Annotated in this window: 26 protein-coding genes, 2 pseudogenes and 1 riboswitch; of the genes and pseudogenes, 14 read left to right on the plus strand and 14 right to left on the minus strand. The window is 69.4% G+C overall.

Annotation, left to right across the window (positions count from 1 at the left end):
* Window positions 1-80 precede the first annotated feature (80 nt).
* Genes AB0B33_RS36085 through AB0B33_RS36095 form a run of 3 tightly spaced genes read right to left on the minus strand, consistent with a single transcriptional unit; the run spans window position 81 to window position 4,479 of the window.
* Window positions 81-2,090 (minus strand): ABC transporter ATP-binding protein, encoded by a 2,010-nt coding sequence (locus AB0B33_RS36085; protein ID WP_360780289.1) that lies wholly within the window; start codon window positions 2,088-2,090, stop codon window positions 81-83.
* Window positions 2,087-3,820 (minus strand): ABC transporter ATP-binding protein, encoded by a 1,734-nt coding sequence (locus AB0B33_RS36090; protein ID WP_360780292.1) that lies wholly within the window; start codon window positions 3,818-3,820, stop codon window positions 2,087-2,089. The genes AB0B33_RS36085 and AB0B33_RS36090 overlap by 4 nt, the downstream gene beginning before the upstream one ends.
* The gene (locus tag AB0B33_RS36095; RefSeq protein ID WP_247023896.1) at window positions 3,814-4,479 is read right to left on the minus strand and encodes a TetR/AcrR family transcriptional regulator; all 666 of its coding nucleotides are present in this window, start codon (window positions 4,477-4,479) and stop codon (window positions 3,814-3,816) included. The genes AB0B33_RS36090 and AB0B33_RS36095 overlap by 7 nt, the downstream gene beginning before the upstream one ends.
* A 349-nt stretch (window positions 4,480-4,828) precedes the next feature.
* Between AB0B33_RS36095 and AB0B33_RS36100 the strand changes: the two genes are divergently transcribed.
* From AB0B33_RS36100 to AB0B33_RS36140, 9 genes and pseudogenes are all read left to right on the plus strand, one after another.
* Window positions 4,829-6,064: an ATP-binding protein gene (locus AB0B33_RS36100; protein ID WP_360780296.1), complete on the plus strand. Its 1,236-nt coding sequence runs from the start codon at window positions 4,829-4,831 to the stop codon at window positions 6,062-6,064.
* Window positions 6,061-6,498: a roadblock/LC7 domain-containing protein gene (locus AB0B33_RS36105; protein WP_086856585.1), complete on the plus strand. Its 438-nt coding sequence runs from the start codon at window positions 6,061-6,063 to the stop codon at window positions 6,496-6,498. The genes AB0B33_RS36100 and AB0B33_RS36105 overlap by 4 nt, the downstream gene beginning before the upstream one ends.
* The gene (locus tag AB0B33_RS36110) at window positions 6,498-6,893 is read left to right on the plus strand and encodes a DUF742 domain-containing protein (protein ID WP_360780300.1); all 396 of its coding nucleotides are present in this window, start codon (window positions 6,498-6,500) and stop codon (window positions 6,891-6,893) included. Before AB0B33_RS36105 ends, AB0B33_RS36110 begins: the two co-directional genes overlap by 1 nt.
* Window positions 6,868-7,488, plus strand: coding sequence for an ATP/GTP-binding protein (locus AB0B33_RS36115; RefSeq protein ID WP_247023893.1), 621 nt, complete (start codon window positions 6,868-6,870; stop codon window positions 7,486-7,488). The genes AB0B33_RS36110 and AB0B33_RS36115 overlap by 26 nt, the downstream gene beginning before the upstream one ends.
* Window positions 7,489-7,507: 19 nt before the next feature.
* Window positions 7,508-8,734: a styrene monooxygenase/indole monooxygenase family protein gene (locus tag AB0B33_RS36120; protein WP_360780302.1), complete on the plus strand. Its 1,227-nt coding sequence runs from the start codon at window positions 7,508-7,510 to the stop codon at window positions 8,732-8,734.
* A 74-nt stretch (window positions 8,735-8,808) separates the two neighbouring features.
* Window positions 8,809-9,708 (plus strand): Ku protein, encoded by a 900-nt coding sequence (locus AB0B33_RS36125; RefSeq protein WP_360780661.1) that lies wholly within the window; start codon window positions 8,809-8,811, stop codon window positions 9,706-9,708.
* Window positions 9,709-9,783: 75 nt separating this feature from the next.
* Entirely contained in the window at window positions 9,784-9,990 is a 207-nt protein-coding gene (locus tag AB0B33_RS36130) for a hypothetical protein (RefSeq protein WP_360780305.1), read from the plus strand.
* 224 nt (window positions 9,991-10,214) lie between these two features.
* Window positions 10,215-10,331, plus strand: a pseudogene (locus AB0B33_RS36135) (winged helix-turn-helix domain-containing protein); the annotation flags it as partial.
* Window positions 10,332-10,352: 21 nt separating this feature from the next.
* Window positions 10,353-10,947, plus strand: a pseudogene (locus AB0B33_RS36140) (cation transporter).
* Between the two features lie 66 nt (window positions 10,948-11,013).
* Here the strand turns inward: AB0B33_RS36140 and AB0B33_RS36145 are convergent.
* The 5 genes from AB0B33_RS36145 to AB0B33_RS36165 all read right to left on the minus strand — a co-directional run bounded on the left by AB0B33_RS36145 (window position 11,014) and on the right by AB0B33_RS36165 (window position 15,037).
* On the minus strand, window positions 11,014-11,169 hold the full coding sequence (locus AB0B33_RS36145) for a hypothetical protein (RefSeq protein ID WP_086678182.1): 156 nt from the start codon (window positions 11,167-11,169) through the stop codon (window positions 11,014-11,016).
* Window positions 11,170-11,289: 120 nt separating this feature from the next.
* Window positions 11,290-12,750 carry an adenosylhomocysteinase gene (gene ahcY, locus AB0B33_RS36150; protein WP_360780308.1) on the minus strand — a complete coding sequence of 487 codons (1,461 nt, stop codon included), beginning with the start codon at window positions 12,748-12,750 and terminating at the stop codon, window positions 11,290-11,292.
* Between the two features lie 94 nt (window positions 12,751-12,844).
* A riboswitch (S-adenosyl-L-homocysteine riboswitch) is annotated at window positions 12,845-12,921 on the minus strand.
* A 32-nt stretch (window positions 12,922-12,953) separates the two neighbouring features.
* Window positions 12,954-13,439: a GNAT family N-acetyltransferase gene (locus AB0B33_RS36155; RefSeq protein ID WP_360780311.1), complete on the minus strand. Its 486-nt coding sequence runs from the start codon at window positions 13,437-13,439 to the stop codon at window positions 12,954-12,956.
* A complete protein-coding gene (locus AB0B33_RS36160; RefSeq protein ID WP_360780313.1) occupies window positions 13,436-14,089 on the minus strand; it encodes a hypothetical protein in 654 nt (217 codons plus the stop codon). Before AB0B33_RS36160 ends, AB0B33_RS36155 begins: the two co-directional genes overlap by 4 nt.
* A gap of 57 nt (window positions 14,090-14,146) precedes the next feature.
* Window positions 14,147-15,037 (minus strand): diiron oxygenase, encoded by an 891-nt coding sequence (locus AB0B33_RS36165; RefSeq protein WP_360780315.1) that lies wholly within the window; start codon window positions 15,035-15,037, stop codon window positions 14,147-14,149.
* 88 nt (window positions 15,038-15,125) lie between these two features.
* Between AB0B33_RS36165 and AB0B33_RS36170 the strand changes: the two genes are divergently transcribed.
* Window positions 15,126-15,776: a TetR/AcrR family transcriptional regulator gene (locus AB0B33_RS36170; RefSeq protein WP_360780318.1), complete on the plus strand. Its 651-nt coding sequence runs from the start codon at window positions 15,126-15,128 to the stop codon at window positions 15,774-15,776.
* A 32-nt stretch (window positions 15,777-15,808) separates the two neighbouring features.
* Here the strand turns inward: AB0B33_RS36170 and AB0B33_RS36175 are convergent, their stop codons facing one another.
* From AB0B33_RS36175 to AB0B33_RS36190, 4 genes are all read right to left on the minus strand, one after another.
* Complete coding sequence (locus AB0B33_RS36175) at window positions 15,809-16,666, minus strand: hypothetical protein (RefSeq protein ID WP_360780321.1); 858 nt, start codon at window positions 16,664-16,666, stop codon at window positions 15,809-15,811.
* Window positions 16,667-16,697: 31 nt separating this feature from the next.
* Window positions 16,698-18,032, minus strand: coding sequence for a gamma-glutamylcyclotransferase family protein (locus AB0B33_RS36180; RefSeq protein WP_360780325.1), 1,335 nt, complete (start codon window positions 18,030-18,032; stop codon window positions 16,698-16,700).
* 93 nt (window positions 18,033-18,125) lie between these two features.
* Window positions 18,126-19,157, minus strand: coding sequence for a DNA polymerase IV (locus AB0B33_RS36185; RefSeq protein WP_360780327.1), 1,032 nt, complete (start codon window positions 19,155-19,157; stop codon window positions 18,126-18,128).
* A 15-nt stretch (window positions 19,158-19,172) separates the two neighbouring features.
* Entirely contained in the window at window positions 19,173-19,436 is a 264-nt protein-coding gene (locus tag AB0B33_RS36190) for a DUF3040 domain-containing protein (RefSeq protein ID WP_360780330.1), read from the minus strand.
* Window positions 19,437-19,684: 248 nt separating this feature from the next.
* Here AB0B33_RS36190 and AB0B33_RS36195 point away from each other — a divergent pair, with 248 nt between their 5' ends.
* Window positions 19,685-20,746: a cobalamin-independent methionine synthase II family protein gene (locus tag AB0B33_RS36195; RefSeq protein WP_360780332.1), complete on the plus strand. Its 1,062-nt coding sequence runs from the start codon at window positions 19,685-19,687 to the stop codon at window positions 20,744-20,746.
* A gap of 2 nt (window positions 20,747-20,748) precedes the next feature.
* Here the strand turns inward: AB0B33_RS36195 and AB0B33_RS36200 are convergent, their stop codons facing one another.
* Window positions 20,749-21,381 carry a LysE family translocator gene (locus AB0B33_RS36200; RefSeq protein ID WP_247023882.1) on the minus strand — a complete coding sequence of 211 codons (633 nt, stop codon included), beginning with the start codon at window positions 21,379-21,381 and terminating at the stop codon, window positions 20,749-20,751.
* A 104-nt stretch (window positions 21,382-21,485) separates the two neighbouring features.
* On the opposite strand from AB0B33_RS36200, the gene ribA reads away from it, so the two are divergent.
* Window positions 21,486-22,097 (plus strand): GTP cyclohydrolase II, encoded by a 612-nt coding sequence (gene ribA, locus AB0B33_RS36205; RefSeq protein WP_360780664.1) that lies wholly within the window; start codon window positions 21,486-21,488, stop codon window positions 22,095-22,097.
* A gap of 165 nt (window positions 22,098-22,262) precedes the next feature.
* Window positions 22,263-23,486: a DUF222 domain-containing protein gene (locus tag AB0B33_RS36210; protein ID WP_360780337.1), complete on the plus strand. Its 1,224-nt coding sequence runs from the start codon at window positions 22,263-22,265 to the stop codon at window positions 23,484-23,486.
* Window positions 23,487-24,083: 597 nt separating this feature from the next.
* On the opposite strand, the gene AB0B33_RS36215 is transcribed toward AB0B33_RS36210, so the two are convergent.
* Complete coding sequence (locus AB0B33_RS36215; RefSeq protein ID WP_247023880.1) at window positions 24,084-24,614, minus strand: MarR family transcriptional regulator; 531 nt, start codon at window positions 24,612-24,614, stop codon at window positions 24,084-24,086.
* Window positions 24,615-24,713: 99 nt separating this feature from the next.
* Between AB0B33_RS36215 and AB0B33_RS36220 the strand changes: the two genes are divergently transcribed.
* Window positions 24,714-25,676 (plus strand): MBL fold metallo-hydrolase, encoded by a 963-nt coding sequence (locus tag AB0B33_RS36220; RefSeq protein ID WP_360780340.1) that lies wholly within the window; start codon window positions 24,714-24,716, stop codon window positions 25,674-25,676.
* Window position 25,677 lies beyond the last annotated feature (1 nt).

Below are 25,677 nucleotides of genomic sequence, written 5' to 3' on the forward strand. Positions count from 1 at the left end.
GGCCGCGCTTCCAGCGCGGGTGACCGCGGAAAGCCGCGGAGGCCCCGCGCCGAGGGCGAAGGGCTTCCGAAAACCCGGTCTCAGTCCGTCTCGGCCATCGCTTCGGCGAACTGGGCCGCGTACAGCCGCGCGTACGCGCCGCCGCTGTGCAGCAGCGTCTCGTGGTCGCCCTGCTCCACGATCCGGCCGTGCTCCATCACCAGGATCACGTCGGCGTCGCGGATCGTCGACAACCGGTGCGCGATCACGAAGCTCGTCCGGCCGCTCCGCAACGAGTTCATCGCCCGCTGGATCAGCACCTCGGTGCGGGTGTCGACCGAGCTGGTCGCTTCGTCGAGGATCAGGATCACCGGCTTGGCCAGGAACGCCCGTGCGACCGTGATCAGCTGCTTCTCGCCCGCGCTGACCGTGCCGCCTTCGTCGTCGAGCACCGTCTCGTACCCGTCCGGCAGCGTGCGGACGAAGCGGTCCACGTGCGTCGCCTTCGCGGCTTCGACGATCTCCTCGTGGCTCGGGTCGTCCGCGCCGTAGGCGATGTTCTCCGCGATCGTGCCGCCGAACAGCCACGCGTCCTGCAGCACCATGCCGGTCTGGTCGCGCAGTTCCTCGCGGTTCATCTTCGCGATGTCGACGCCGTCGAGCGTGATCCGCCCGCCGTCCAGCTCGTAGAAGCGCATGAGCAGGTTGACCAGCGTCGTCTTGCCCGCGCCGGTCGGGCCGACGATCGCGACCGTCTGGCCGGGTTCGACCGTCAGCGACAGGTCGTCGATCAGCGGCTTCTCCGGCAGGTAGCGGAACGAGACGTCCTGGAACTCGACGCGCCCGCGGATCTCGGCGGGCCGCTCCGGCGAAGCGGGCTCCGGGGCCTGCTCCTCGGCGTCGAGCAGCGCGAACACCCGCTCGGCCGAGGCGACGCCGGACTGCAGCAGGTTCGCCATGCTCGCGATCTGCGTCACCGGCTGGCTGAACTGGCGCGAGTACTGGATGAACGCCTGCACCTCGCCGAGCGTCAGGCTGCCCGACGCGACGCGCAGCGCGCCGATCACCGCCACCAGCACGTAGCTCAGGTTGCCGATGAACATCATCGCCGGCTGGATCATGCCGGAGATGAACTGCGCCCGGAAGCTCGCCTCGTACAGCGTTTCGTTCTGCTTGTCGAAGACCGCGGCAGCCTCGTCGCGGCGGCCGAACACCTTGACCAGCGAGTGCCCGGTGTACATCTCCTCGACGTGCGCGTTGAGCTTCCCGGTCGTCGACCACTGCTTGATGAAGTTCGGCTGCGCCCGCTTCCCGATCTTCGCCGCCACGACCGCCGACAGCGGCACGGTGAGCAGCGCGATCAGCGCCAGCAGCGGCGAGATCAGGAACATCATGATCAGCACGCCGACCACCGTCAGCAGCGACGAGACGATCTGCGACAGCGTCTGCTGCAGCGACATCGCCAGGTTGTCGATGTCGTTGGTGACGCGGGAAAGCACCTCGCCGCGCGGCTGGCGGTCGAAGTACTTCAGCGGCAGCCGCGAGAACTTGGCCTCGACCTCTTCGCGCAGCCGGTACACCGCCTGCTGCACCAGCGTCGTGGTCAGCCGGGCCTGGATCAGCCCGAAGAACGACGAGATCACGAACAGCGCCAGCACGGTGAGCAGGATCTGCCCGACCTTGTCGAAGTCGATGCCGACGCCGGGCACCAGGTCGACGCGGCTGTAGATGTCGGCGAGCGTGCCGTCGCCGCGGGCGCGCAGCCCGGCGACGACCTGCTCCTTGGTGACGCCGGGCGGCACCTGCTTGCCGAGCACGCCGGCCAGGATCGCGTCGGTGGCCTGGCCGAGGATCTTCGGCCCGATCACGGTGAGCGTGACGCTGGCCGCGCCGAGCACGAGCACGCCGATGAGCGCGGCCCGCTGCGGGCGCAGCAGCCGCAGCAGCCGCTTCAGCGAACCCTTGAAGTCGAGCGCCTTCTCCGGCGGCGCGCCGCCGGCCATCCAGCGGCCGGGCCCGACCGTCGCGGCACCGGTGTTCTTGTGCCGCTCGGCGGTCGGCCGTTCCCCGGCCTCGGTCACGGCGGCTTTGGGCGATTCCGTGGTGCTCACGCCGCCTCCTGTTCGGTGAGCTGGGACAGCACGATCTCCCGGTAGGTTTCGTTGCCGTCCATGAGTTCGTGGTGGGTGCCGGTGCCGACGACGCGGCCTTCGTCGAGGACGATGATCCGGTCGGCGTTGCGGATCGTGCTGACCCGCTGCGCCACGATGACGACGGTCGCCTCGGCCGTTTCCGACACCAGCGCGCGGCGCAGGGCCGCGTCGGTCGCGTAGTCGAGCGCGGAGAACGAGTCGTCGAACAGGTAGATCTCCGGCTTGTGCACCAGCATCCGCGCGATCGCGAGCCGCTGGCGCTGACCGCCCGAGACGTTCGTGCCGCCCTGGGCGATCGGCGCTTCGAGCCCCTCCTCCATCGCTTCGACGAAGTCCTTGCCCTGCGCCACTTCCAGCGCGTGCCACAGCTCTTCGTCGGTCGCGTCCGGGTTGCCGTAGCGCAGGTTGCTCGCCACCGTGCCGGCGAACAGGTACGGCTTCTGCGGCACCAGCCCGACCGCGCGGGCGAGCACCGCCGGGTCGAGGTCGCGGACGTCGACGCCGTCCACCTTCACCGTGCCGCGGGTGGCGTCCATCAGGCGCGGGATCAGGTTGAGCAGCGTGGTCTTGCCGGTCCCCGTCGAGCCGATCACCGCGGTGGTCTCACCCGGCCGCCCGATCAGCGAGATGTCGCACAGCACCGGCTTTTCCGCGCCGGGGTAGCGGAATTCGACGTTCGCGAGCTCGAGGTGCCCGTGCACCGCGCCGGGCCGGATCGGCGACACCGGCGGGCGGACGCTCGACTCGGTGTCGAGCACCTCGCTGATCCGCTCGGCGCTGACCTCGGCGCGCGGCACCATCATGAACATGAACGTGGCCATCATGACGGCCATCAGGATCTGCAGCAGGTAGGACAGGAACGCGGTCATCGCGCCGATCTGCATGCTGCCGGAGTCGATCCGCTGCCCGCCGAACCACAGCACGGCGACGCTGGAGGCGTTCATCACCAGCATGACGATCGGGAACATCAGCGCCATCAGCTTGCCGACCCGCAGCGACACGGTGAGCAGCTGGTCGTTGGCGACGTCGAAGCGCTCCCGCTCGTGGGAGTCCCGGACGAACGCGCGGATCACGCGGATGCCCATGATCTGCTCGCGCAGGATCTGGTTGATCCGGTCGATGCGCTCCTGCATCAGCCGGAACGCCGGGCGCATCTTGGCGATGATCGTGCCGACCGCGACGGCCAGCACCGGCACGATGACCAGCAGCAGCGACGAGAGCGGGACGTCGAGGTTCAGCGCGAGGATGATCCCGCCGACGCACATGATCGGCGCCGACACCATGAGGGTGAGCGTCATCAGCACCAGCATCTGGATCTGCTGGACGTCGTTGGTGGTGCGGGTGATCAGCGACGGCGTGCCGAACTGGCCGACTTCGCGGGCCGAGAAGTCCTGCACCCGGTGGAAGACGCCGGAGCGGATGTCGCGGCCGACCGCCATCGCGGTGCGGGCGCCGAAGTACACCGCCCCGATCGAGCCGGCGATCTGCGCGAGCGTGATGACGAGCATCATCGCGCCGACGCGCAGGATGTAGTCCATGTCGCCCTTGATGAGGCCGTTGTCGACGATGTCGGCGTTCAGCGTCGGCAGGTAGAGCATGGCGATCGTCTGCACGAGCTGCAGCAGCACGATCACCCACAAGGTGCTCCGGTACGGGCGCAGGTGACTGCGCAGGAGCTTGACTAGCACAACGATTCCCCCAGTGCGGTGGTGGTCGGTTCGGGTTGCGGAGCAGCGGTGCCGGCGGTCAGGGTGGGCATCCCCGCGGAAAGCTCGTCGAGCAGCCGTTCCAGGATCGGCAGGAACGGTTCGCCTTCGGTGGTGAACCAGTTGGTGAAGGCGACGCGGACAGCGCTTTCCACCGAGGCCGCCATCAGCCGGCACAACAGGTGGTCCACACCGCCCACCCGTTTCGCGATCGTTTCGGCCAGGACGCGCTCGACGGCCGCGTGGGCGTTGAGGAACTCGCCACGCAGCATGAGCCGTCCCATCAGCTCACGGATACGCGCAACATACGCGCGATCGGGCTCGCCCTCACGCGAATATTGCTCGAGCACCGCGTACTTGACCGAATCCCAGAGCGGCTCGCCGTCCGGCCGCGCGAGCAGGGCCTCGCGCATCCCCTCGTGCCGGTCGACGACGACCGAGCAGACCGCCTGCTCCTTGCTGGAGAAGTAGTTGTTGAATGTGCGGGGTGACACGCCGACCTCGGTGGCGATGTCCTCTACCTTCACGTTCTCCAAGCCGCGGTCCAGCGTCAGCCGCAGCGCGGCTTGGGCGAGTGCCTTGCGTGCTTCGCGCTTCTTGCGCTCGCGCAGGGTCAGCTGGGGTGGTGGGTCCGACGGCATGAACGGAGTGTAGCGAAAAACTTGCGTGCCCCGCAAAAAAGTGCGTGGCCCGCAATTTTCGGACTAATCGGGCGCGACCTGGGATTTCGCGGTAGGAGCCCCGGTGCCTGCGGTATCGGGCGTCGTGTGCGCTCTGTTGCCAGGTGCAAGATGCAAAAATGAACCGAATGGCCTAGTCCGCTGCGCTCACCAGCAGCGACGGCGCCGAAAACCGATCACCCCCCGCGATCGGACGGGGACCCGCTGTGGACATCCGACGAACCTTTCTGCTTGCATGTCCGGCATCGCCGCCCGGGGGTCGGCGCGATGCTGTCGTTGCCGAACCTGAGCAAGGAAGAAGTGGGACCACATGGCGAGCCGGGCCCGGGAACTCCTGGATCGATCACGCGTCCTGCTGGACCGTTCGCGGGTCGCTGCCGCGCAGTACCTCACCGCACCGCCGAAGCACCCCGGGTACGAGCCCGCGGCCGGGCCGGCCATCGCGGAGCTGTCGCGGCCCGAGGTGATCACCCCCGAGGACACGCGGAACGAGGGCGTGCTGGCCGAGATCTGCGCCAGTGTCGCGCTGCGTGACCTCAACCTGCTCGACCAGCTCCTCGCGCGGCTCGAAGAACTCGAAGCGGGGGAGGAGGACCACCACCGCCTCGCCGAGCTCTACCAGCTCGACCACCTCGCCACGCGGTTGCGGCGCAACGCCGAGAACCTGCGCGTGCTGGCCGGGCAGGACACCGCCGACGACGCCGCCCGCGCGACCTCGGTGCTCGACCTCGTGCGCGCCGCGATGTCCTCGATCGACCACTACGCCCGGATCACCATCGGCCGCGTGGTGAACCTCGGGGTCGTCGGCTTCGCCGCCGAAGACCTGGGCCGGGTGCTCGCCGAGCTGCTCGACAACGCCGCCAACCAGTCTTCGCCCAGCTCGCCGGTGCACGTCAGCGCGCACCTGACCGAGCAGGGCAGCGTGCTCGTCCGGATCGAGGACGAGGGCATCGGCATCCCCGCCGACCGCGTCGACGGCCTCAACCGGCGGCTGGCCGCGGGCGGCGACCTCGACGACGCCTCGGCGCGGCACATGGGCCTCGCCGTCGTCGCCCGCCTCGCCGCGCGGCACGACGTCAGCGTCCGCCTGGACCGGCGCAGCCCGCACGGCACGGTCGCGACCGTGCTGCTGCCCACCGGCGTGGTCACCGAACTCGCCGACAACGCCTGGTCGGGCGCCCGGACCGTCACGATCGAACCGGCGAAGACCGGCGGCGAGCCGGTCGCGGCCGGCGGGCTGCCGCGCCGCCGCCCGGGTGCCTTCCCGGGGGAGGAGCCCGCGCCGGTGCCGCGCAAGCTCACGCCCCGGCCGCGGCCGGTCGAGCGGGCCACCGGCGGCACGACCGCCAACGGCCTGCCGCGGCGCGTGCCCGGCAGCATCCGCGGTGCCGCGCCCGAACCGCCACCGCCGCCCCCGGCCGCGGAACCGGCGGCGAACGGGCACGAGCAGCTGCTCGCCGACCTCGGCGCCTTCGCCGACGGCGAGCGGGCCGCGCGCGCCGAAAACCACCAGCAGGACGAAACGCCCGGAGGAACCGCCTCGTGAGCGCCCCCCACCCGGCACCGGCGAACTTCGCCTGGCTGCTCGACGACTTCGTCCGCAAGGTGCACGGCGTCAGCCACGCGCTGATCATGAGCGTCGACGGCTTCCCGCTCACCGCGTCGGACTCGGTCGGCGAAGCCGAGGCCGAGCAGCTGGCCGCGATCGCCAGCGGCCTGCTCTCGCTGGCCGGCAACAGCGCCGCGCTGTTCGGGAAGGGCGCCTGCGAGCAGATCATCATCCGGCTCACCCACGGCTACTTCCTCTTCATGGGCATCGGCTCCGGTGCCGGGCTCGCGGTGCTGACCACGGGCGACGCGGACATGAAGGTGGTCGCCTACGAGATGACCCAGTTCATCACCAACGCCGGCCACGCGCTCACCCCCGAGGTGCGCGCCGAACTGCGCCAGGTGCTCACCGCGCGCCGGCCGCGGGTGTGATGGGCGTGCCCGAGGATGTGATCCCCGTGTCCGAGAAGGACACCGCCTTGCCGCGGCGCAGCCGCCGGATCCGGGCGTACGCGCTCACCGGCGGCCGCACCAGCACCCGCCACCAATTGCTGGTGGAGACGCTGGTTTCGGTCCCGCAGTACGACCCGGCGCTGAGCGACACGCTGATGCCCGAGTCGCGCTCGCTCTACGAACGCGCCCGCGTGCGGTCCTCGATCGCCGAGCTGTCGGTCGGGCTGGACCTGCCGCTGGGCGTGGTGCGGGTGCTGATCGGCGACCTCGCCTCCCAGGGCGCGGTGTTCGTCCACCCCACCGCGCACGCCTACCACCACGACACCAACGTGCTCGAGAGGATCCTTGATGGGCTCAAGCGGCTCCCCGCCTGAGGGCGATCTGCTGACGATCTCCGCGAAGATCGTCGTCGCCGGGGGCTTCGGTGTCGGCAAGACCACGTTCGTCGGCGCGGTGTCGGAAGTGCCGCCGATGAGCAACGAGGCGTGGATGACCGAGGCCGGCGAAGGCGTCGACGACATCCCGCCCGGCGGCAAGTCGACGACGACCGTCGCGATGGACTTCGGGCGGATCACGCTGCGCCCGGACCTGCTGCTGTACCTGTTCGGCACCCCGGGGCAGGCGCGGTTCTGGTTCCTCTGGGACGACCTGAGCCGCGGCGCGCTCGGCGCGGTCGTGCTCGTCGACACCAGCCGGATCGACGAGTCGTTCGCGGCGATCAACTACTTCGAGAACGACTCGGAGCTGCCGTTCGTGGTCGCGGTCAACCAGTTCGAGGGCATGCCGGTGCACGACCTCGACGAGGTGCGGGACGCGCTCGCCCTCGACCCGAGCGTCCCGCTGGTCACCTGCGACGCCCGCGACCGGGCTTCGACCATCGCCACCCTGACCGAGCTGGTCGGCCACACGCTGTCCCTCGCCGTGCTGTCCGGCCCGCGCGAGCTGGCCGGCAGCGTCCCGCAGGCCTGAACGAGGAGAGAAGAGCTTCATGCGCAGAGTCCTGATCGTGGGCGCCGGCCAGTCCGGGCTGCAGCTGGCCCTCGGGCTGCTGGCGAAGGACTACGACGTCACGGTGATGTCCGCGCGGACGCCGGAGGAGATCCGGGCCGGGCGGGTGATGTCGACGCAGTGCATGTTCAACGACGCGCTGCAGCACGAGCGGGACCTCGGGCTGAACCAGTGGGAGGACGAGACCGTCCGCGTCGAGGGTCTCGGCGTGTCGGTGGCGGCGCCGGACGGCGGCCGCGCGCTCGACTGGTTCGCCGAGCTCGACCACTACGCGCAGTCGGTCGACCAGCGCGTGAAGATGGCGGGCTGGCTGGAGCTGTTCGAGGACCGCGGCGGCAAGCTCGTCATCCACGGCGTGATGACGTCCGAACTGGACGCGCTGTCCCGGCTCTACGACCTGGTGATCGTCTCGGCCGGCAAGGGCGAGCTGGTCCAGCTGTTCGACCGCGTGCCCGAGCGGTCGCCGTACACGAAGCCGATGCGCGCGCTCTCGCTGGTCTACGCCCACGGCGTGCGGCCGCGGCCGGAGCACCCGGACAAGCAGGCCGTGCGGTTCAACATCGTGCCCGGCGTCGGCGAGCTGTTCATGATCCCGGCGTACACGCTGAGCGGGAACTGCGACATCCTCTTCTTCGAGGGCGTCCCGGGCGGGCCGTTGGACTGCTTCGGCGACCACCCGGCACCGGCCGAGCACTTCACGCGGCTGCTCGACCTGATGCGGCAGTTCGTGCCGTGGGAGTACGAGCGCTGCCGCGACGCCGAACTCACCGACGGCAAGGCGGCGCTGGCCGGCGGGTACACGCCCGTCGTGCGCAACCCGGTCGGCACCCTGCCGGGCGGGGCGCGGGTGCTGGGCATGGCCGACGTCGTCGTGGCGAACGATCCGATCACCGGGCAGGGCTCGAACAACGCGAGCCACTGCGCGGCGACCTACCTGACCGCGATCCTCGAGCACGGCGACCGGCCGTTCGACGCGGAGTGGATGGACGCCACGTTCGAGCGCTACTGGGAGTACGCCCGGCACGTCACCGAATGGACCAACGCGCTGCTGCTTCCGCCGCCCCCGCACGTGCTCCAGATCCTCGGCGTCGCGGGGCAGAATCCGGCCGTGGCCCGCAGGTTCGCCAACGGGTTCACCGATCCCACGGACTTCCAGAACTGGTTCATGGACCCCGCACTCTGGGAGAAGTACCTGGCAGAGGTCTAGGTCGCACTGTCGCCGGGGGACGATTCGGGCTACGGTAACTACCGAGCGTGAAGACGATCTCGGAGGTACGTGGCATGCGGGCGATGTGGAAGGGCTCGGTGTCGTTCGGGCTGGTCAGCATCCCGATCCAGCTGTACGCGGCCACCGAGAACAAGAACGTCTCGCTTCGCCAGGTGCACGAGGCCGACGGCGGCCGCATCCAGTACAAGCGGTTCTGCACGATCGACGGCGCCGAGGTCCCGTACCCGGAGATCGCCAAGGGCTACGAGCTGCCCGACGGCGAGATGGTCGTGATCACCGACGCCGAGATGGCCGAGCTGCCGCTGTCCTCGCAGCGCACGATCGACGTCCTGGAGTTCGTGCCGCTGGAGTCGATCGACCCGATCCAGTACGACCGGACCTACTACCTGGAGCCGCAGAAGAACGCGGTGAAGCCGTACGTCGTGCTGCGGGACGCGCTGCACAAGTCGAGCCAGGTGGCCGTCGCGAAGGTCGCGGTCCGGCAGCGGGAGAGCATGGCGGTGCTGCGGGTGCACGCCGACGTGCTGGTGATGACGACGATGCTGTGGCCGGACGAGGTCCGCGAACCCGACTTCCCGTTCCTGCGCGACGACCCGCCGCAGATCCGCCCGCAGGAGCTGTCCATGGCCGGCTCGCTGATCGACTCGCTGGCCGAGCCGGTGTTCGAGCCGGAGAAGTACCACGACCACTACCGCGAGGCCCTCGAGGAGATGATCGAGGCCAAGGTCGCGGGGGAGGAGACGACCAAGCCCGCCGCGGTCACCGCGAAGGCGGACGTCGTCGACCTGATGGCGGCGCTGCAGGCCAGCGTCGACGCGGCGAAGAAGTCGCGCGAGTCCGCTTCGGACACGTCCACTTCGGAGGCGTCCACTTCGGAGGCGTCCGATGAGGACGCGAAGCCGGCGGCGAAGAAGAAGCCGGCCGCGCGGAAGCGGGCGCCGAAGTCCGCGTGAGCCCCGGACGGGTGGTCGCGCCGACACGCCGTCCCGGTCCCGGGCCCGCCCGCTTCCCGGTGGTACCAAGGACTCATGGAGTGTGCTTCGTGTGAGGCCCGGATCGACCACTGCCACGGCACGCTGGTGGTGCACCCGGAACGCGGGTTCGCCGAGTGCACCGACACCGCGTGCGCGGACCCCGATCGGGTGCGGCACGCGCTGATCGTCGACTGCCCGGCCCCCGGCGGCTGCGCCTGCGCCGCCGCGCCGGAGAAGTCGTTGCTGCGCCGAGCTTCCTGAGCCTCCCGCCAGGATCCGCGAAGGCCTTCCCGCCGGGTGCCACGCACCGGCCGGGGAGGCCTTCGTGGCGTTAGGACAGTGTCAAAGCGGTAACACGATCGTGTATGCAGCTGTGTACACGGGCTTGGCGATGTGCTAACACTAACGGGGTCCTTCGGCTCTCCCTCCCCCTCGGAGCCGGAGGACCCCCTTATTTTGAGACGCGGGAAGCGGCACTCGCCCGGATCGGGCGCGCGCTGTCCGACCCGACCCGCTGCCGGATCCTGGCGGCGCTGCTCGACGGTCCTGCCTACCCGGGCCGGCTGGCGGCCGAACTTGGGCTGAGCCGGTCGAACGTCTCCGCGGGACGAAGGCGAGCCGGCATGACGTGCGCCGGCGGGTGCTGCGCGCCGCTCGCGGTGGCGCCGGACCGCCGGGCGGTGCTGGTGCGCCGGGTCCGGTGGCTCGTGGCGGCGGCCATCACCTACAACATCGTCGAGGCGGTCGTCGCTTCGACCGCCGGGAGCGCGGCTTCCTCGGGCGCTTTGATCGGCTTCGGGCTCGATTCCTTGATCGAAGTCGCCTCCGCGGCCGCGGTCTCCTGGCAGTTTTCCGGTGAGGACCCGGAAAAGCGCGAACGGCAGGCGCTGAAATGATCGCCCGGTCGTTTTTCGCGCCCGCGGGTTACGTCATGGTCGAGGCCGCCGGCACATTCTTCGGCGGTGCCGCCCCGGAAACTCACGCACGGGAATCGTGCTCGCGGCGGTTTCGCTCGCCGCGATGCCCGCCCTGTCCGCAGCGCAGCGCCGGGCCGAGCGGGAGCTGGGGTCGGCCGGCGCGGTCGCGGATTCGCGGCAGACTTTGCTCTGCGCTTACCTTTCCGCGGTGCTGCTGGCGGGGTTGCTGCTCAGCGCCCTGTTCGGCTGGTGGTGGGCCGATCCGGCGGTCGGGCTCGCGATCGCCGTGGTGGCGGTGTGAGAAGGCCGAACGGCCTGGCGCGGTCAGCATTGCTGCTGACGCGCCAGGCCGCGGGCCGTTCATTCATCAGTACCAGTGCGCACGTCCACCGATCCGGCGGCCGGTGCCGCCCAGGATGGCCAGTGCCACGCCGGCCACCGCGAGGATGATGCCGATGGTGTAAAGCACCGGGATACCCACGATGAACCCGATGATCAGGAGAATTACACCGAGAACGATCACTTTGACACACACTCCTTCGCATGGGTTCCGTCCGGCATGCCGGCCGGGCGGATGCGCTGTCACGGGGAGGATGGCCACTTTCGCGCTTCGGCAAACTGCGTCAAACGGAGCAATCTCGGATCAGTACCGGTAGTGATCGAGCTTGTACGGACCTTCGACGTCGACCCCGATGTATTCCGCCTGCTCCTTCGTGAGCTTGGTGAGTTTCACACCGAGTGCGTCGAGGTGCAGGCGGGCCACCTTCTCGTCGAGGTGCTTCGGCAGCCGGTGGACGTCGGTGGTGTACTCGCCGGGCTTGGCGAACAGCTCGATCTGCGCGATCGCCTGGTTGGTGAACGAGTTCGACATCACGAACGACGGGTGGCCGGTCGCGTTGCCGAGGTTCATCAGGCGGCCTTCGGAGAGCACGATGATCGCGTGGCCGTCCGCGAAGGTCCACTCGTGCACCTGTGGCTTGATCTCGTTCTTGACGATGCCCGGCAGCTTCGCCAGCCCGGCCATGTCGATCTCGTTGTCGAAGTGCCCGACGTTGGCGACGATCGCGTTGTGCTTCATCCGGCTCATCTGGTCCGCGGAGATGATGCCGAAGTTGCCGGTGGTGGTGATGAAGATGTCCCCGGTGGCGACCACGTCGTCGAGCTCGACGACGTCGAGCCCGTCCATCGACGCCTGGAGCGCGCAGATCGGGTCGATCTCGGTGACCGAGACCCGGGCGCCCTGGCCGCGCAGCGCCTCGACCGCGCCCTTGCCGACGTCGCCGTAGCCGCAGACGACGACGCGCTTGCCGCCGATCATCACGTCGGTGGCCCGGTTCAGACCGTCCACAAGGGAGTGCCGGATGCCGTACTTGTTGTCGAACTTGGACTTGGTCACGGAGTCGTTGACGTTCATCGCGGGGAAGAGCAGCTCGCCGTCCTTGGCGAGCTTGTAGAGCCGCTTGACGCCGTTGGTCGTCTCCTCGGTGACGCCGCGGATCTCCTTGGCCATCCGGGTGAAGCGGTCGCCGTCGGCGGCCAGGCTCGCGCGGAGGGTTTCCAGGACGATCCGGTACTCCTCCGGGTCCTCTTCGGACGGTTGCGGGACGGCGCCCGCGGCTTCGAACTCGACGCCCTTGTGCACGAGCAGGGTGGCGTCGCCGCCGTCGTCGAGGATCATGTTCGGGGCCTTCCCGCCGGCGAAGGCGAAGAGCTGGTCGGTGCACCACCAGTACTCTTCGAGCGTCTCGCCCTTCCACGCGAACACCGGGGTGCCCGACGGCGCGTCGACCGTGCCCTCGGGGCCGACGACGACGGCCGCGGCGGCCTCGTCCTGGGTGGAGAAGATGTTGCAGGACACCCAGCGCACCTCGGCGCCGAGCGCGACCAGTGTCTCGATCAGCACGGCGGTCTGCACCGTCATGTGCAGCGACCCGGCGACGCGCGCGCCCTTGAGCGGCTGGCTGGCGGCGTACTCGCGGCGGATCGCCATCAAGCCGGGCATCTCGTGCTCGGCCAGGCGCAACTGCGTGCGGCCGGTTTCGGCGAGGGAGAGGTCGGCGACGGCGAAGTCGAGACCGTTGCGGCGTGCGAGTTTGTCACTCATTCCTCGAGCTCTTTCCTGAGGCTGGTTGCGGAGCGCGCGGGAGGACTCACCGGGGTGACGACGGACGGCTGTGACACCAAAAAAGGCACCTCCCTCGCGGGAGGCGCCCTTGGATGCGTGTCGCGGGCCGAGCGTGGCGGAAAGAGTTCCGTCGCAGCGCCTCTCGGCCCGGGACCCAGGATGGCAAAGCCGCCGGGAAGCTGTCAAGCGAGCGAAAGGGCCATGAGAACGTCGTCGACGTCGGTGCCGTCGATGCGGAATTCCCCGCGCAGCACGCCTTCCACGACGAACCCGGACCGCTCGTAGACCCGGCGGGCGGCGGCGTTGTGACCCAGCACGCGCAGCGTCAGCTTGCGGGCCCCGCGCCGGCGCGCCTCCGCCGCGGCCGCGTCCACCAGCCGTCCCGCGATGCCGAGGCCCTGGCGGTCCGGGTCGACGGCGAGCCCGCCGACCACCAGCACGTGCGCGTGGGCCGGGATGCCGAACCCCTCGGCGAGCCGGACGTATCCGGCGACGACGTCGTCGTGCTCGGCGACGAGGAAGTCCTCCGGCCGCGAGCCCTCGTCGAAGAACGGCGTGCCGGGCGGCGGCGGGGGAGCGGGGGACACCGTGGAGTCCCACGTGCGCTCGTCGATCTTGGCGAGCGCGGCTTCGTCGCCGGCGCGGGCCGGCCGGACGGTGGTCGTCACGAAAGTTCCTTCCAGGCTTCTTCGACGATCCCGGCCAGCTCGCGGGGGTCGCGGTTGCCCTCGGCCGAGATGCTGCGCAGCGTGACGGTCAGGTCCGGGCCGCTGCGCTGGCAGTGGGTGACGAACGACCGGTCGGGGTCCGGCGTCGAGCCCGCGGCCGCGGCGTCGTTGTGGACCAGGCACTGCACGGCGCCGACGCGCACCAGTTCGGTGCTCGGGGCGGCCAGGCCGAGTTCCTCGGCGTCCTCGTACGGCGCCACCAGTTCCGGCGACCCCGCGCGCACCGCGATCAGCTGGAAGCTGCGTTCCAGCCGGTCGTCCTGGTACTGCTGCACCACCGCGCCCGCGCCGCCGTAGGCCGCCGACGTCCGGGCGGCCGTTTCCCGGTCGGCTTTGTCGACGCGGGCGACCTGGACCTTGCTCTTCTCCACGTCGAACTTCGCGAGCGTGTCCTGGGTGCGGCCGAGCCCGCCCAGGCTCGAGGGCACGCTCAGCGCGCGCCCGCTCGGCCCGCCGAGCAGGGTCAGCGCCAGCCACGGCACGCCGACCAGCACCGCGCCGACGATGACCCCGATCAGGCCGGCGAACACGGGGTGGGCGAACGGCGAGCGCCGCAGCGGCGCCGGGGCGGCGGGGATCTCAGCGGTCACCCGGGCATCGTGGCGGAACCGGGCAATCGGTGCGAAGGGAATTCCGCTGTCAGTGCCTCAAACGAGATGCGCGCGCCGCCAGATGCCTTCCGACCGGCCGCCGATCAGCCCCGCGTCGCGCAGGAACGGCACGATCTTCTCGGCCATCCAGCGGCGCGTTTCGTGGAAGTGCGGGTTCGCGAGCGCGGCGGCCCGGCCCGCGCGCGGGTCGATCCCGACGCTGCGGTAGATCCGCGGGTCGACCATGCTGTCGATGACGCCGAACGCGACGAGCGCGGTCCGCACCCGGTGCCGCTGCAGGCTCGCCTTCGACAGCTTCGGCGTCTCCCGCAGCACCTCTTCCTTGGCGAAGCGGACGTGCCGCGCCTCCTCGACGACGTGGATGCGGTTGACCGAGCGGATCAGCGGCTGGATGCCGTCGTCGTCCATCATCGAGCGCTGCAGCCGGTCGGTGGTCTCCTCGGCGACGAGCACGCTGGCGAACATCGACGGGCCGGCCGCCGTCGCGCCGAACACCTTGGCCGCGCGGTGCACCACCTTCGGGACGCCGTAGCGCGGGACGCCGAGCCGCTCGGCGGTGCGGGCGAACATCACCGAGTGCCGGGTCTCGTCGCCGATCTCGGTCATCGCGTACTGCGCGTGCTCGCTGCGCGCGTCCAGGTCGAAAACGTACCGGGCGAGCAGCTGCATGAGGACGATTTCGAACCACAGGCCGACGCTCATGATGCTGGCGATCTCGTGCTTGGACAGCTCGATCCGCTGCTCCGGCGTCAGCCTCGCCCACAGCTCGGTGCCGTAGAGGGAGACGCGCTCGAGCGGCATGTAGGCCTTGCCCTCGGCGAGCGGCGCAGCCCAGTCGATGTCGACGTAGGGGTCGTAGGAGTTCTTCGCGGAGCTCTTGAGCAGACGAGCCGCGGTGACGTCCCGGTCCTGGGCCTCGACGCCCATGGCGGCCTCCGGAAAGTAGGGGGTACGCGATGTACTAGTTACTTCGGCGAGCGTACACCGGCGCGCGGGACTTGAGTAGGCTTCCCGGGTGACCAAGGTCGACGGACGGGCGGCGCGCTGGGCGGGCCAGCAGGAACGGCGGCGCGCGGAGTTCGTCGACGCGGCGCTGGCGGCCATCGCCGAGCACGGCCCGGAGGTCTCGACGGAGCAGATCGCCGAGCGCGCCGGCGTGGCCCGCACCCGGCTCTACCGCCACTTCGCCGACGCAGCCGACCTCCAGCGCGCGATCGCCGAGCGTGCAGCCGAGCTGGTGACGGCCGAGCTCGCCCCGCTGTGGCACCCGTCGGGCTCGCCGAACGAGATGATCTCGGCGGTCATCTCGACCCACCTGCGCTGGCTCACCGAACACGTCCACCTGCACCGCTACCTGCTGCGCACCGGCCCGGGCACGACGGACGTCCGCGGCACGATCGCCCGCCACCTCAGCGGCCTGTTCTCGGGCTACCTGACGGCGTTCGGCCTCGACCCGGCCCCGGCGGACACGATCGCGTTCGGCCTGGTCGGCTACGTCGAGTCGGCGACGACCCGGTGGCTCGACCACCCGGGCACGCTGAGCTTGGCGCAGCTGACGGACCAGCTGACGGGCACGATCTGGGCGATGCTCGACCACACGCTGAGGGCCGGCGGGGTGGAAGTGGACCCGGACCGGCCGTTGCCGCTGCCGGAGGAGCTGGGCTGAGGGCGTCACCTCCACGTGGTGTCGCGCCCGCCTCAATGGACGAAGCTGGCCATGACGGCTTGCTGATACACGTCACCGGCGAGCGCGAAGTAGGCCGCGTTGTCCGCGCTGAACCGTTCCAAGGCCACGCCACCGTTGATTTCCAGCACGAGGTCGCGTTCCCCGTCGGTGACGATGTCGACGGTCGCGAACCGCAGACCGAGCGCGTTCATGGCCCGGCTGCCCAGGTCGGTGAGTCGATCGAGTTCAGGTTTACCCGTGCACAACCTCGGCGCGGCCCCGAGTCCTAGGTTGTGACGCCACTCGAGCGTGCCGGATCCGTTGCCGGTGTGATCGGAAGCGCGCTCTTTGCTATAGGCCAGCAGCAGCTCGCCGTCGAGGAACACCGTTCGGTATTCGTCTTGGATGGCGATGTACGGGGAAAGTGCCAGAGCTCGGTACTTGCCGGACAGCGTGCCTAGTGCGGCTTCGAGTTCGTCCGCGGTCCGGACCCGGTACACGTCGTGACCACCGCAGCCGTCGTTCGGCTTGAGCACGGAGTCTTCGACTTCCTGGCCCGGTTCGTACCGGGTGAACACCCTTTCCAGCCCCTCGGGGCCGGGCCGGATCAGGACGTGTGGCACGCACGGGACACCGGATTCCGCCAAGACGCACGCGGTGGCGACCTTGTCTTCGGCCAGCATCGCCGACGCGGCATCGTTCAAGGGAAAGGTATAGCCGATGACGAACTTCCTGTTCGTCTTGAAACGCATCTCGAGGACCCATTCGGTTGAATGCCAGATCGTTTGGCCGCCGATCTCCGCGACCGCGCGGTCGACTTGGCGGACGAAGTTTCCGCGGTCGGCCGTGCGTGGTGGCGAAAACAGGTTCTCGATCTTTATCCCGGCCATCCGAAGTCTGCTCCCTCGTGTGTGAGTCCGGTCAATAGCCGACATTTACCCGGACATCCATGACGGCAACGGTGATCGTGGCGACGATCGCCGTCAGGATCGCCACGAGTCCGCGACCCGTCCCGGTTAGTGCCGGTATGAACAAGGAGAACAGGTTGCTCAATGAAGCTGTGCCCAGGAAGAAGGTGATCCCGTAGATGACCGCTCTTCGCCTCAGCAGGTGAATCACGCTCGGCCGGACGGTCAGAGGCCAGTCGAGGAAATCGCTGCGGTCCTCGGGCAGGCCGAGTTCGCGGCGACACTCCAGATCTAGGTAGATGTGGTCCATCGCGGGATAGTCGTGCTGCTGGCCGGTGTGGGATTTCGAGGAGTACGCGCGAATGCGAAGGGTTTTGACGACAACGGTGTTGCCCTGTCGTGTCGAGCATTCTATTTCCACGTGGTCGCCCTCGTTTACGCCGATCATCGAGATGTAGTAGGGATGGAGAATGCATATCCTCTTCTCGCTGTCCATCCAGTTGGTCTGCCGCACTTTCAGGCAGAGGTTGCGTGGTCTGGCAAGGGTCGACTGGAGACGTGCTTTGTGGTGGACCTGGAGATCAGCTGTGTAGCCGTAGCAATTCTGTCCCACCATTCCGAGTGCATGCCGCAGATTTTGGTCAATCTCGCACAGTCCTTCGGGAATCTCGGGTGAGACGTGGAGTGAGGCGATCGAAACCTTCCGGTCGAACGTGACGCTCACCAGTGAACCTTTGGCGTAGCCGGGAACCGAGCGGGGACTTGCCCGTACGATACAGCGCCCGCGTGAATTGTGGCGAGCACTGGTCCCGGCCGGCAGCAGGCCGGTGCGAAGCTCTTCGTTCGGCCGGTTTTTTCTTTGCTTCTCGATCCACTTCAGGAACATGGCGTAGGGCCAAAGTCCGCGTTCTTCGACTTGCCGGATCATGTTGTCCAGGTAGTCGGCCGACGGAACCTGCTCCATTGGCTCGGGCGTGACGACCGTGAACGTCGATGCTCGCCGCAAGGTTTTGTCCGCGAAGCAGAACACGTCGACCTCGGACTCCGCGTATGCGGGCGGCGACAGCTCCAGGCCCTCCTTGCGGCGCAGTGCCGGCCACTCATCGCGCGGTACGCGATAAACGACACCCATGACCGTGAAGCCGCGTTCGGGGGTGATGTCGGCGACGCCGGTGTCGGTGACCTGGGATTTCCGGCTGAACCGCAGGCGATGGTCGCGAAGCCGGGCCTTTCCGACTTCCCGAGCCGACGGGCACCGCTTGGCCAGCTGGTCGAACGACATGTTGCTGCCGTAGGCGAAGTACAGGACGCTGTCATCGGAGAGATCTGCTGAACCATCGGAGGTCACGCGGCATCTCCCATCGTCACCGCCAGACCGCCGGCGCCCGGTGAAGGTACGGCTTGTGGTCGCGGCGGAGTTCGAGATCGTTACGCCGGCCCGCTAGTCCTCGTCCTCCCGGAGGAACTCGGCCCGCACCCCCAGCAGCCGCACCGCGCGGGTCAGCTCGAACATCCCCAGCACCTCGCGCGCCGCCTGGTCGATCTCAGTCGCGTCCGACGTCGGCTCCGGCAACGTGATGCTGTGCGTGTGGGTCAGGAAGGGCACGAACCGCACCTTGACCGCGATCCGCGCCGCCGGGCGGCCCTCCTCCAGGACGTCCTGGGTGACCCGCTTCGCCAGCGCCGAGACCTCCGCCGCCATCTCGGCCGGGTCGGTGAGGTCGCGCTGGAACGTCGTCTCGCGGCTGCGGGAGCGCGCGACGTACGGGGTCGCGCTGACGTCCGCGTCGCTGATGCCGCCGCCGAGCAGCCGCAGCCACGGCCCGGTCTTCGGGCCGAACCGCGCGGCCAGCGCCGCCGCGTCCGCGCCCGCCAGGTCGAGGACGGTCTCGATGCCCAGCTCGGCCAGCTTCTTCGCCGTCTTGCCGCCGATGCCCCACAGCGCGTCGGTCGGGCGCCCGGCCATCACGGCCCACCAGTTCTCCTGCGTCAGCCGGTAGATCCCGCCCGGCTTGCCGAACCCGGTGGCGAGCTTGGCCCGCAGCTTGTTGTCGCCGATCCCGACCGCGCACGACAAGCCGGTCTCGCGGGCCACGGCGGCCTTCAGCTCGGCCGCGAGCGCCTCGGGGTCGTCGGCTTCCGCGCCGAGGAACGCCTCGTCCCAGCCCAGCACCTGCACGACGACCGGGAACTCCCGCAGCACCGCCATCACCCGCGCCGACACCTCGAGGTAGGCGTCCGGGTCACTGGGCAGGAAGACGGCGTCCGGGCAGCGCTTCGCCGCGAGCCGCAGCGGCATGCCGGACTGGATGCCGAACTCGCGGGCTTCGTACGAAGCGGTCGCGACGACGGCGCGTTCGGTGGGGTCGCCGTTGCCCCCGACGACGACGGGCTTGCCCGCGAGCTCCGGGTGGCGGGCGACCTCGACCGCGGCGATGAACTGGTCGAGGTCGACGTGCAGGACCCACTTCACGGGCCCAGTCTCGCCTCAGACCCGGTGCCGCGCCACGTGGGTCCAGACGGTGCCGGTGAGCGCGATGATCCCGCACAGCGTCACCCCGGGGTCGGGCAGGACCAGCCCCACGACCAGCAGCGTCACGGCGACGACGTCGAAGAAGATCAGGAGGGTGCTCCGGAGCGCGCGCGACTTCGGCCGCTTGCCGTCGCGCAGCGCGGTGGCCAGATCGGGGTCGCTGAGCTCGAGACTGCGCTCGATCTTCTCGAGCTCGGTGCGATCGTGGTGACTGAGCATCGGGGTACTCCTTCGGCGCCGAACCCGCCGTGTCGCCAGAGCGAATACCCAATCGTCCTCCGAACGAACCGCCGAACGTCTTCTGATTTCGTGCTTTTTGCTGCTCCGACCGGGTGATCCGCGCTCCGTGACCGCCCGCGAGCACGTTAAGTTGCCTTTCGAACGTGGCCGGTGACGGCCCGGGTGACGGATGGGGGCCGTTGTGTCCTCTTCGCGCGCCTGCACCTTCAAGCAGCTGGAGGACCTCGATGACCCTGCCCACCGAACCGATCGGCAGCATCCCCCGCCCGGCGTACCTCGTCGAAGGCCTCGGCGAGTTCGCCGCCGGGCGGATCGACGCCGCCGCGCTCGCCGAGCTGGAGAGCCGGGCGCTGGCCGACACGATCAGCCGGTTCGAGGAGACCGGGTCCCCGGTGCTGACCGACGGCGAGCAGGGGAAGCCGAGCTTCGCGACGTACCCGCTGGCCGGGCTCACCGCGCTGGCCCCGGACGGCGTCGTCATCCCGTTCGCCGACGGCCACACCCGCCAGCTGCCGCGGCTGACCGCGGGTCCCTTCCGCTACGCGACCCACGCGGACGAGTACCTGACGCGCGCGAAGGCGGTCACGGCCAAGCCGGTCAAGCAGGCGGTGATCGCCCCGTCCGCGCTTTCGCTGATCTACCCGGCCGACGGCATCGAGGGGTACTCGCAGGAGCAGTTCGTCGCCGACCTGGTGAACGAGGCCGAGGCGGACATCCGGCGCAGCCTCGACGCGGGCGCGGACAGCGTCCAGATCGACTTCACCGAGGGCCGGCTTTCGCTGAAGCTGGACCCGTCCGGTGGCCTGCTGCGCCAGTTCGTCGACCTGAACAACGCGGTCCTCGACCGCTTCACGGCGGAGGAGCGCGCGAAGATCGGCGTCCACACCTGCCCGGGCGGTGACCTGGACTCGGTGCACAGCCTCGACGTCGACTACGCGGGCCTGCTGCCGGCGCTGTTCGACCTCAAGGCCGGGCGCTTCTTCGTCCAGCTGGCCAGCGAGCCCGACCCGGACCGCGCGCTCGGGATCATCGCCGAGAACCTGAAGGCGGACCAGCGGGTGTTCGTCGGCGTCATCGACCCGATCGACCCGCGCGTGGAGACCCCGGAGGAGGTCCGCGACCGGGTGCTGCGGGCGGCCCGGTACCTACCGGTCGACCGGCTGGGGACGTGCGACGACTGCGGGTTCTCCCCGTTCGCGGACGACACGTCGACTTCGCGCGACCTCGCGTTCGCGAAGATCGAGGCGCGGGTCGAAGGCACCCGCCTGGCGGCCGAGAAGCTCGGCTGAGCTCACGCCGTCGTGGCGGCGACCTTGAGGCCGAGCCCGACGAGCAGGCTGCCGAGGACGGCGTCGAGCCCGCGCCGGACCCGGCCGTTGCGGAAGACCTTCTTGAGCGCCCCGACGACCACGGCGAGCGTGACGAACCACAAGACGGTGCCGGCGGTCGCGATGGCGGCGAGTTCGAGGGTCTGCAGGGTCGAGCCGTCGGCGGGGAGGAACTGGGGGAGCAGGGCGAGGAAGTAGACGGCGACCTTGGGGTTGAGCAGGTTGGTGAACAACCCCTGCCGGAAGGCGGCGGCCGCCTTGAGCGGCTCTTCGTCCGCGTCCGCCCCGAGGTCCCGGTACTCCCCGCGCCGGACGGCCAGCCAGGCTTTGACCCCGAGGAAGACGAGGTAGCCGGCCCCGACCAGTTTCACGACGGTGAAGGCGACGGCGGACGCGGTGAGCACGGCGGCCACCCCGAGCGCGATCGCGACGACCCAGGCGAAGACCCCGAGCGCGATCCCGAACCCGGCGGCGATCCCGGCCCGCCGTCCCCCGGTGAGGGACGACCGGGTGACCACGATGAAGTCCGGACCGGGCGACATCGCGCCCAGGATGACGACGAGGAGGAAGGAAGCCGCGGTGGCGCCGGGGATCATGGCCCGAGCTTACGACCGCCCCGCCACCGGTTTTCCCGCATGCCGGTGTTCGAATTTGAACTTCGTGTAGGGTCGATCTTGTGGGCGAATCCAGGGGCGACGACGTGACGGCCGAGGTGCGGACCCGGGTGCGGATCCCGCTGCGCCTGCACGGCGGCGTCGAGGTCGACGCCGAAGCCGTCACCTTCCGGGGGCTCTCGGACGGCGGGGAGCACTTGGCCTTCGTGCTCGGTACGCCGGGGGAGGTTCCGCTCGTCCGGCCGCACTCCGAGTGTCTGACCGGGGACGTGTTCGGGTCCGCTCGGTGTGACTGCGGGCCGCAGTTGGCTGAGGCCGTCGAACGGATCTCCGCTACGGGTGGTTACCTGCTCTACCTGCGGCAGGAAGGGCGGGGGATCGGGCTCTACAACAAGCTCGACGCCTATGCGCTGCAGGATGACGGTCTTGACACCTATGCCGCCAATGCCGCGCTCGGGTTGCCTGAGGATGCTCGGGACTACGCCGTTGCCGCGCAGATGCTCAAGGCGCTGGGGGCTGGGGAGGTCGATCTGCTCTCCAACAACCCTGACAAGGCTGCTCAGTTGCGGGCTGCTGGGATTGGTGTGCGGGATCAGGTGCCTACTGGGGTTTTCGCCACTGACAACAACGTTCGGTACCTGCGGGCGAAGGCTGAGCAGACTGGGCACACTCTGCGCTTGCCTGGGATTGCCAGTTAAAAGCCTTTTTCGGCTTTACTGATACGGCTTCGCCGGGGCGTGGGAAATCGGCGCTCGTGGTGGTTGCGTTTTTGTGGTGGTCGGCAGTGCCGATTCCCCACGCAACGATCATCGCCACCTGATCGAGTGATGAACATGTGGTCGATGGTCGGGTAATCTTGTTGTGTGGACAGAGAAGCGGTGTGGCAGACGGATGCGGAGGCTTTGGCTGACCGTCTCCGTGGGCTGCTCTCCGTTGTGCGGTCTGCCGAGGCGGAAATCGGGACTCTGCTGGTGGAAATCGAGTCGCGTGGTGTGATGGAACTGTTCGGCTACCGCTCGGTTGCCCGCTTGCTCGAACACCTCGCCGACATTCCCCACGCGGCTGCCCAGCGTACGGTCGCCCGAGCCCGGGCTCTCACCTCTGCGCACACCCTCGACTCTCCGGCCGCTGTCGCCCCCGCTACCGGCGTCGCTGCTTTGACGGGTGCCCTGAGTACCCCGATGATCGACACCATTATCGAGGCTGTGTCTCGGATCCCCGTCGAGCATCGCGACTCCGCCGAACAGGATCTGCTGGCTTTCGCCGCCGATGCAGGCCACAAACAAGTCGCCGCCCTGGGCACCCGGATCCTGGCCCACCTCGATCCTGACGGCGCCGAGCCGGTCGATGTCGAGCCCGCCACCCCGACCCGCGAACTCTCGTTACGCCGCAGGCGCACCGGAACCTGGGAACTCTCGGGCCGGTTCGACGACGAAACCGGCACCCGAGCCAGCGCCTTACTCGACGCCCTCGCGGAACGCCGCACCGCCGACGACGGCGCAGACTTCCGTTCCCCACAGGAACGCTACGGCGACGCCTTCTCCGACGCGATCGACCTCGCGCTGAACTCCCCAGAGTTGCCGACGCAGGCTGGTGAACGTGCGCACGTGATGGTCGCGGTGTCCCTGGCTGACCTGAGATCCGGTGTCGGCCACGCCACTCTCGGCGACACCGGCCTGATCTCCGCGGTTGAAGCCCGCATCCACGCCTGCGACTGCAAGCTGATCCCTACTGTCCTCGGCGCCAGCAGCGAACCTCTGGACTTGGGTAGAGCACGCCGCCTGATCTCACCCGGCCTCCGCCGGGCACTGTTCCTGCGTGACCGGGGCTGCGCCTTCCCGGGCTGCCATCGCCCACCCCGGCACTGTCAAGGCCACCACATTCGCCACTGGGCCGACGGTGGCCCGACCGATCTCGCGAACCTGGTCTTGTTGTGCGCGCATCACCACCGTCTGATGCACCGCTCGGGTTGGCAGGTCCGCCTCGCCTCCGACGGCCACCCCGAGTTCCTGCCGCCGCGTTTCCTGGACAAGCGTCGAAAACCCAGGCGCAACAACCTGCATCAGCCACTGCCGTTCGCGGCTTGATGGGATCGGCCCGTAGCCGCCAGGCTCCGGGCCTACACCCATGCGCTGCCCCGCTTCGCGCCGGCAAGCCCATTCGCCGATGCTCCGGCGGATCCATCCACCGACACCGTGCCACAGCGTCTACTCGTCGTCTGGGCGATCGGCTGCTGTGGTGGCAGCCCGTCCTCGTCCACGGGGTCGCCCAGGCCAAGGCGTCGACCGCAGCTCGTTCACCGCTTCACGCTTGATCGCTCGGACCGCAGGCGGGCGCCCATCCGCCGCAGTGCCCACTCGTCATACGCACTGATCGCCCGAACGAAGTCAGGTGCTGAGCCCGCCTCCGCAGCTGCTTGTCGCTGTTTTTCATTGGCTATCCGGGCCGAGGCACCGTCGGGCCATGAGCGGGCGTTGGGGCGCCGTAGTGATTGCCTGCCATGGTGCACCGGTTCCGTGCCGTGAGGTGTCCGCCGCAGCTGGTCGTCATCGCCACGGTCCGCGCCCTCGTCAGCTGGATCAAGGCGCCGTCAGGCGTTGGTCCGCAGCCGGGCTGGTTGTCGTCGTTCACGGCCTCGCCGTCCCGGCCGCTGCTGCTGCTCGTCCGAAGAAAGGCCTCGCCGGCTAGGTCAGTCGCTGGGCTGTCGCCGCTGCCGGGCCGGTTGTCAGCTTCTCGAGCAGCCCGATCAACACCGTCCGTTCCTCCGGCGTGAGCGAAGCCGACCACGCCTGCTCGCGGGCGTTGTGCTCCTGGTACGCCTCCGCCACCGATGCGCGGCCCTCCTTCGTCAGGTCCAGCTCGACCGCGCGGCGGTCGCGGGGGACCGCCGCGCGCGTCACCAAGCCGTCGCGCTCCAGGGTCTTGACCAGTGCCGACACCGCTGCTCGGCTCATGCCCGCCAGGCGGGCCACGTGGCGGGACTCCAGGGGGCCGGCCAGCCACAGCACGAACAGCACCCGGAACCCTCCCCAGCTCCAGCCCCGGGGGCGGTGGACCGTCGACTCCCAGTCGTAGACCAGGGCTCCGGCGAGGCGGTGGAGGGTCAGGCCGAGGCGCATGGCCACCGGGTCGGTTGCGGGGAGCTCGGCCTGCGTCTTCCCGATCGCGTAGTCGACGAACGAGAGGTAGTCGAGGTCGGCCGGTCGGTCGGTCATGCGGCCAAGGTTAGGCGACGCGGGGGTTCCGTGCGGCGGCCTGGCGGGCTAGCCTGGCCGAGAGATAGTCAATCCTTTGACGATCAAGGAGCCCGAGCCGTGACGAAGAAAGCTTTCGCCTCTTCGGCCGACCTGGCGGAGAAAGCGCAGACCCTGGAAGTCCTGGACGACGGGGTCTACGCGCTGACCGCCGAGGGCGACCCCAACATCGGTGCCATCGAGGGCGAGGACTTCCTCGTCTGCTTCGAGGCGCTGGCCACTCCTGTCGCGGCCCGTGAGTGGCTCGCCAAGCTGCGGGAACACACCGACAAGCCCGTGCGCTACCTGGTGCTGAGCCACTACCACGCCGTGCGCGTGCTCGGCGCCTCCGCGTTCGACGCCGAAGTCATCGTCGCGCACGAGAACACCCGGGCGCTGGTCGCCGAGCGCGGGAAGGAGGACTGGGCCAGTGAGTTCGGGCGGATGCCGCGGCTGGCCAAAGGCGCGGACTCCGTCCCCGGCCTTACCTGGCCGACGCTGACCTTCTCCGACCGGCTCACCATCGACCTCGGTGGCGAGCGCGGCGATCTCGTCCTCCAGTACTGCGGGCGTGGGCACACCGAAGGCGACATCGTCGCCTGGCTGCCGCGGCAGAAGATCCTCTACGCCGGTGACCTCGTCGAAGCCGAAGCCGCGCTGTACACCGGGGACGCGTTCCACCGGGACTGGGCTTCGTCCACTTTGGACCGCGTCGGCGAGTTCGGCGCGGAGACGCTGATCGGCGGGCGCGGTGGGGTGAGCCGGGGCCGGGACGCCGTCGAGGCCGCCGTCGCGCAGACCCGGCACTTCCTGCGCACCATGATCCGTGAGGTCGGCGCGGTCCGCGACGCCGGCGGCACGCTCAAGGACGCCTTCGAGCGCACCCACGCGGCCCTGAACGACCAGTACGGGCACTGGCCGATCTTCGAGCACTGCCTGCCCTTCGACGTCTCGCGGCTCTGGGACGAGCTCGGCGGCATCGAACGGCCGGTGGTGTGGACCGCCGAACGCGACCGCGAAGTCTGGGACCAGCTCCAGGGCTAGA

Source organism: Amycolatopsis sp. NPDC049159 (assembly GCF_040648295.1).
GTDB classification, from domain to species: Bacteria; Actinomycetota; Actinomycetes; order Mycobacteriales; family Pseudonocardiaceae; genus Amycolatopsis; species Amycolatopsis pretoriensis_A.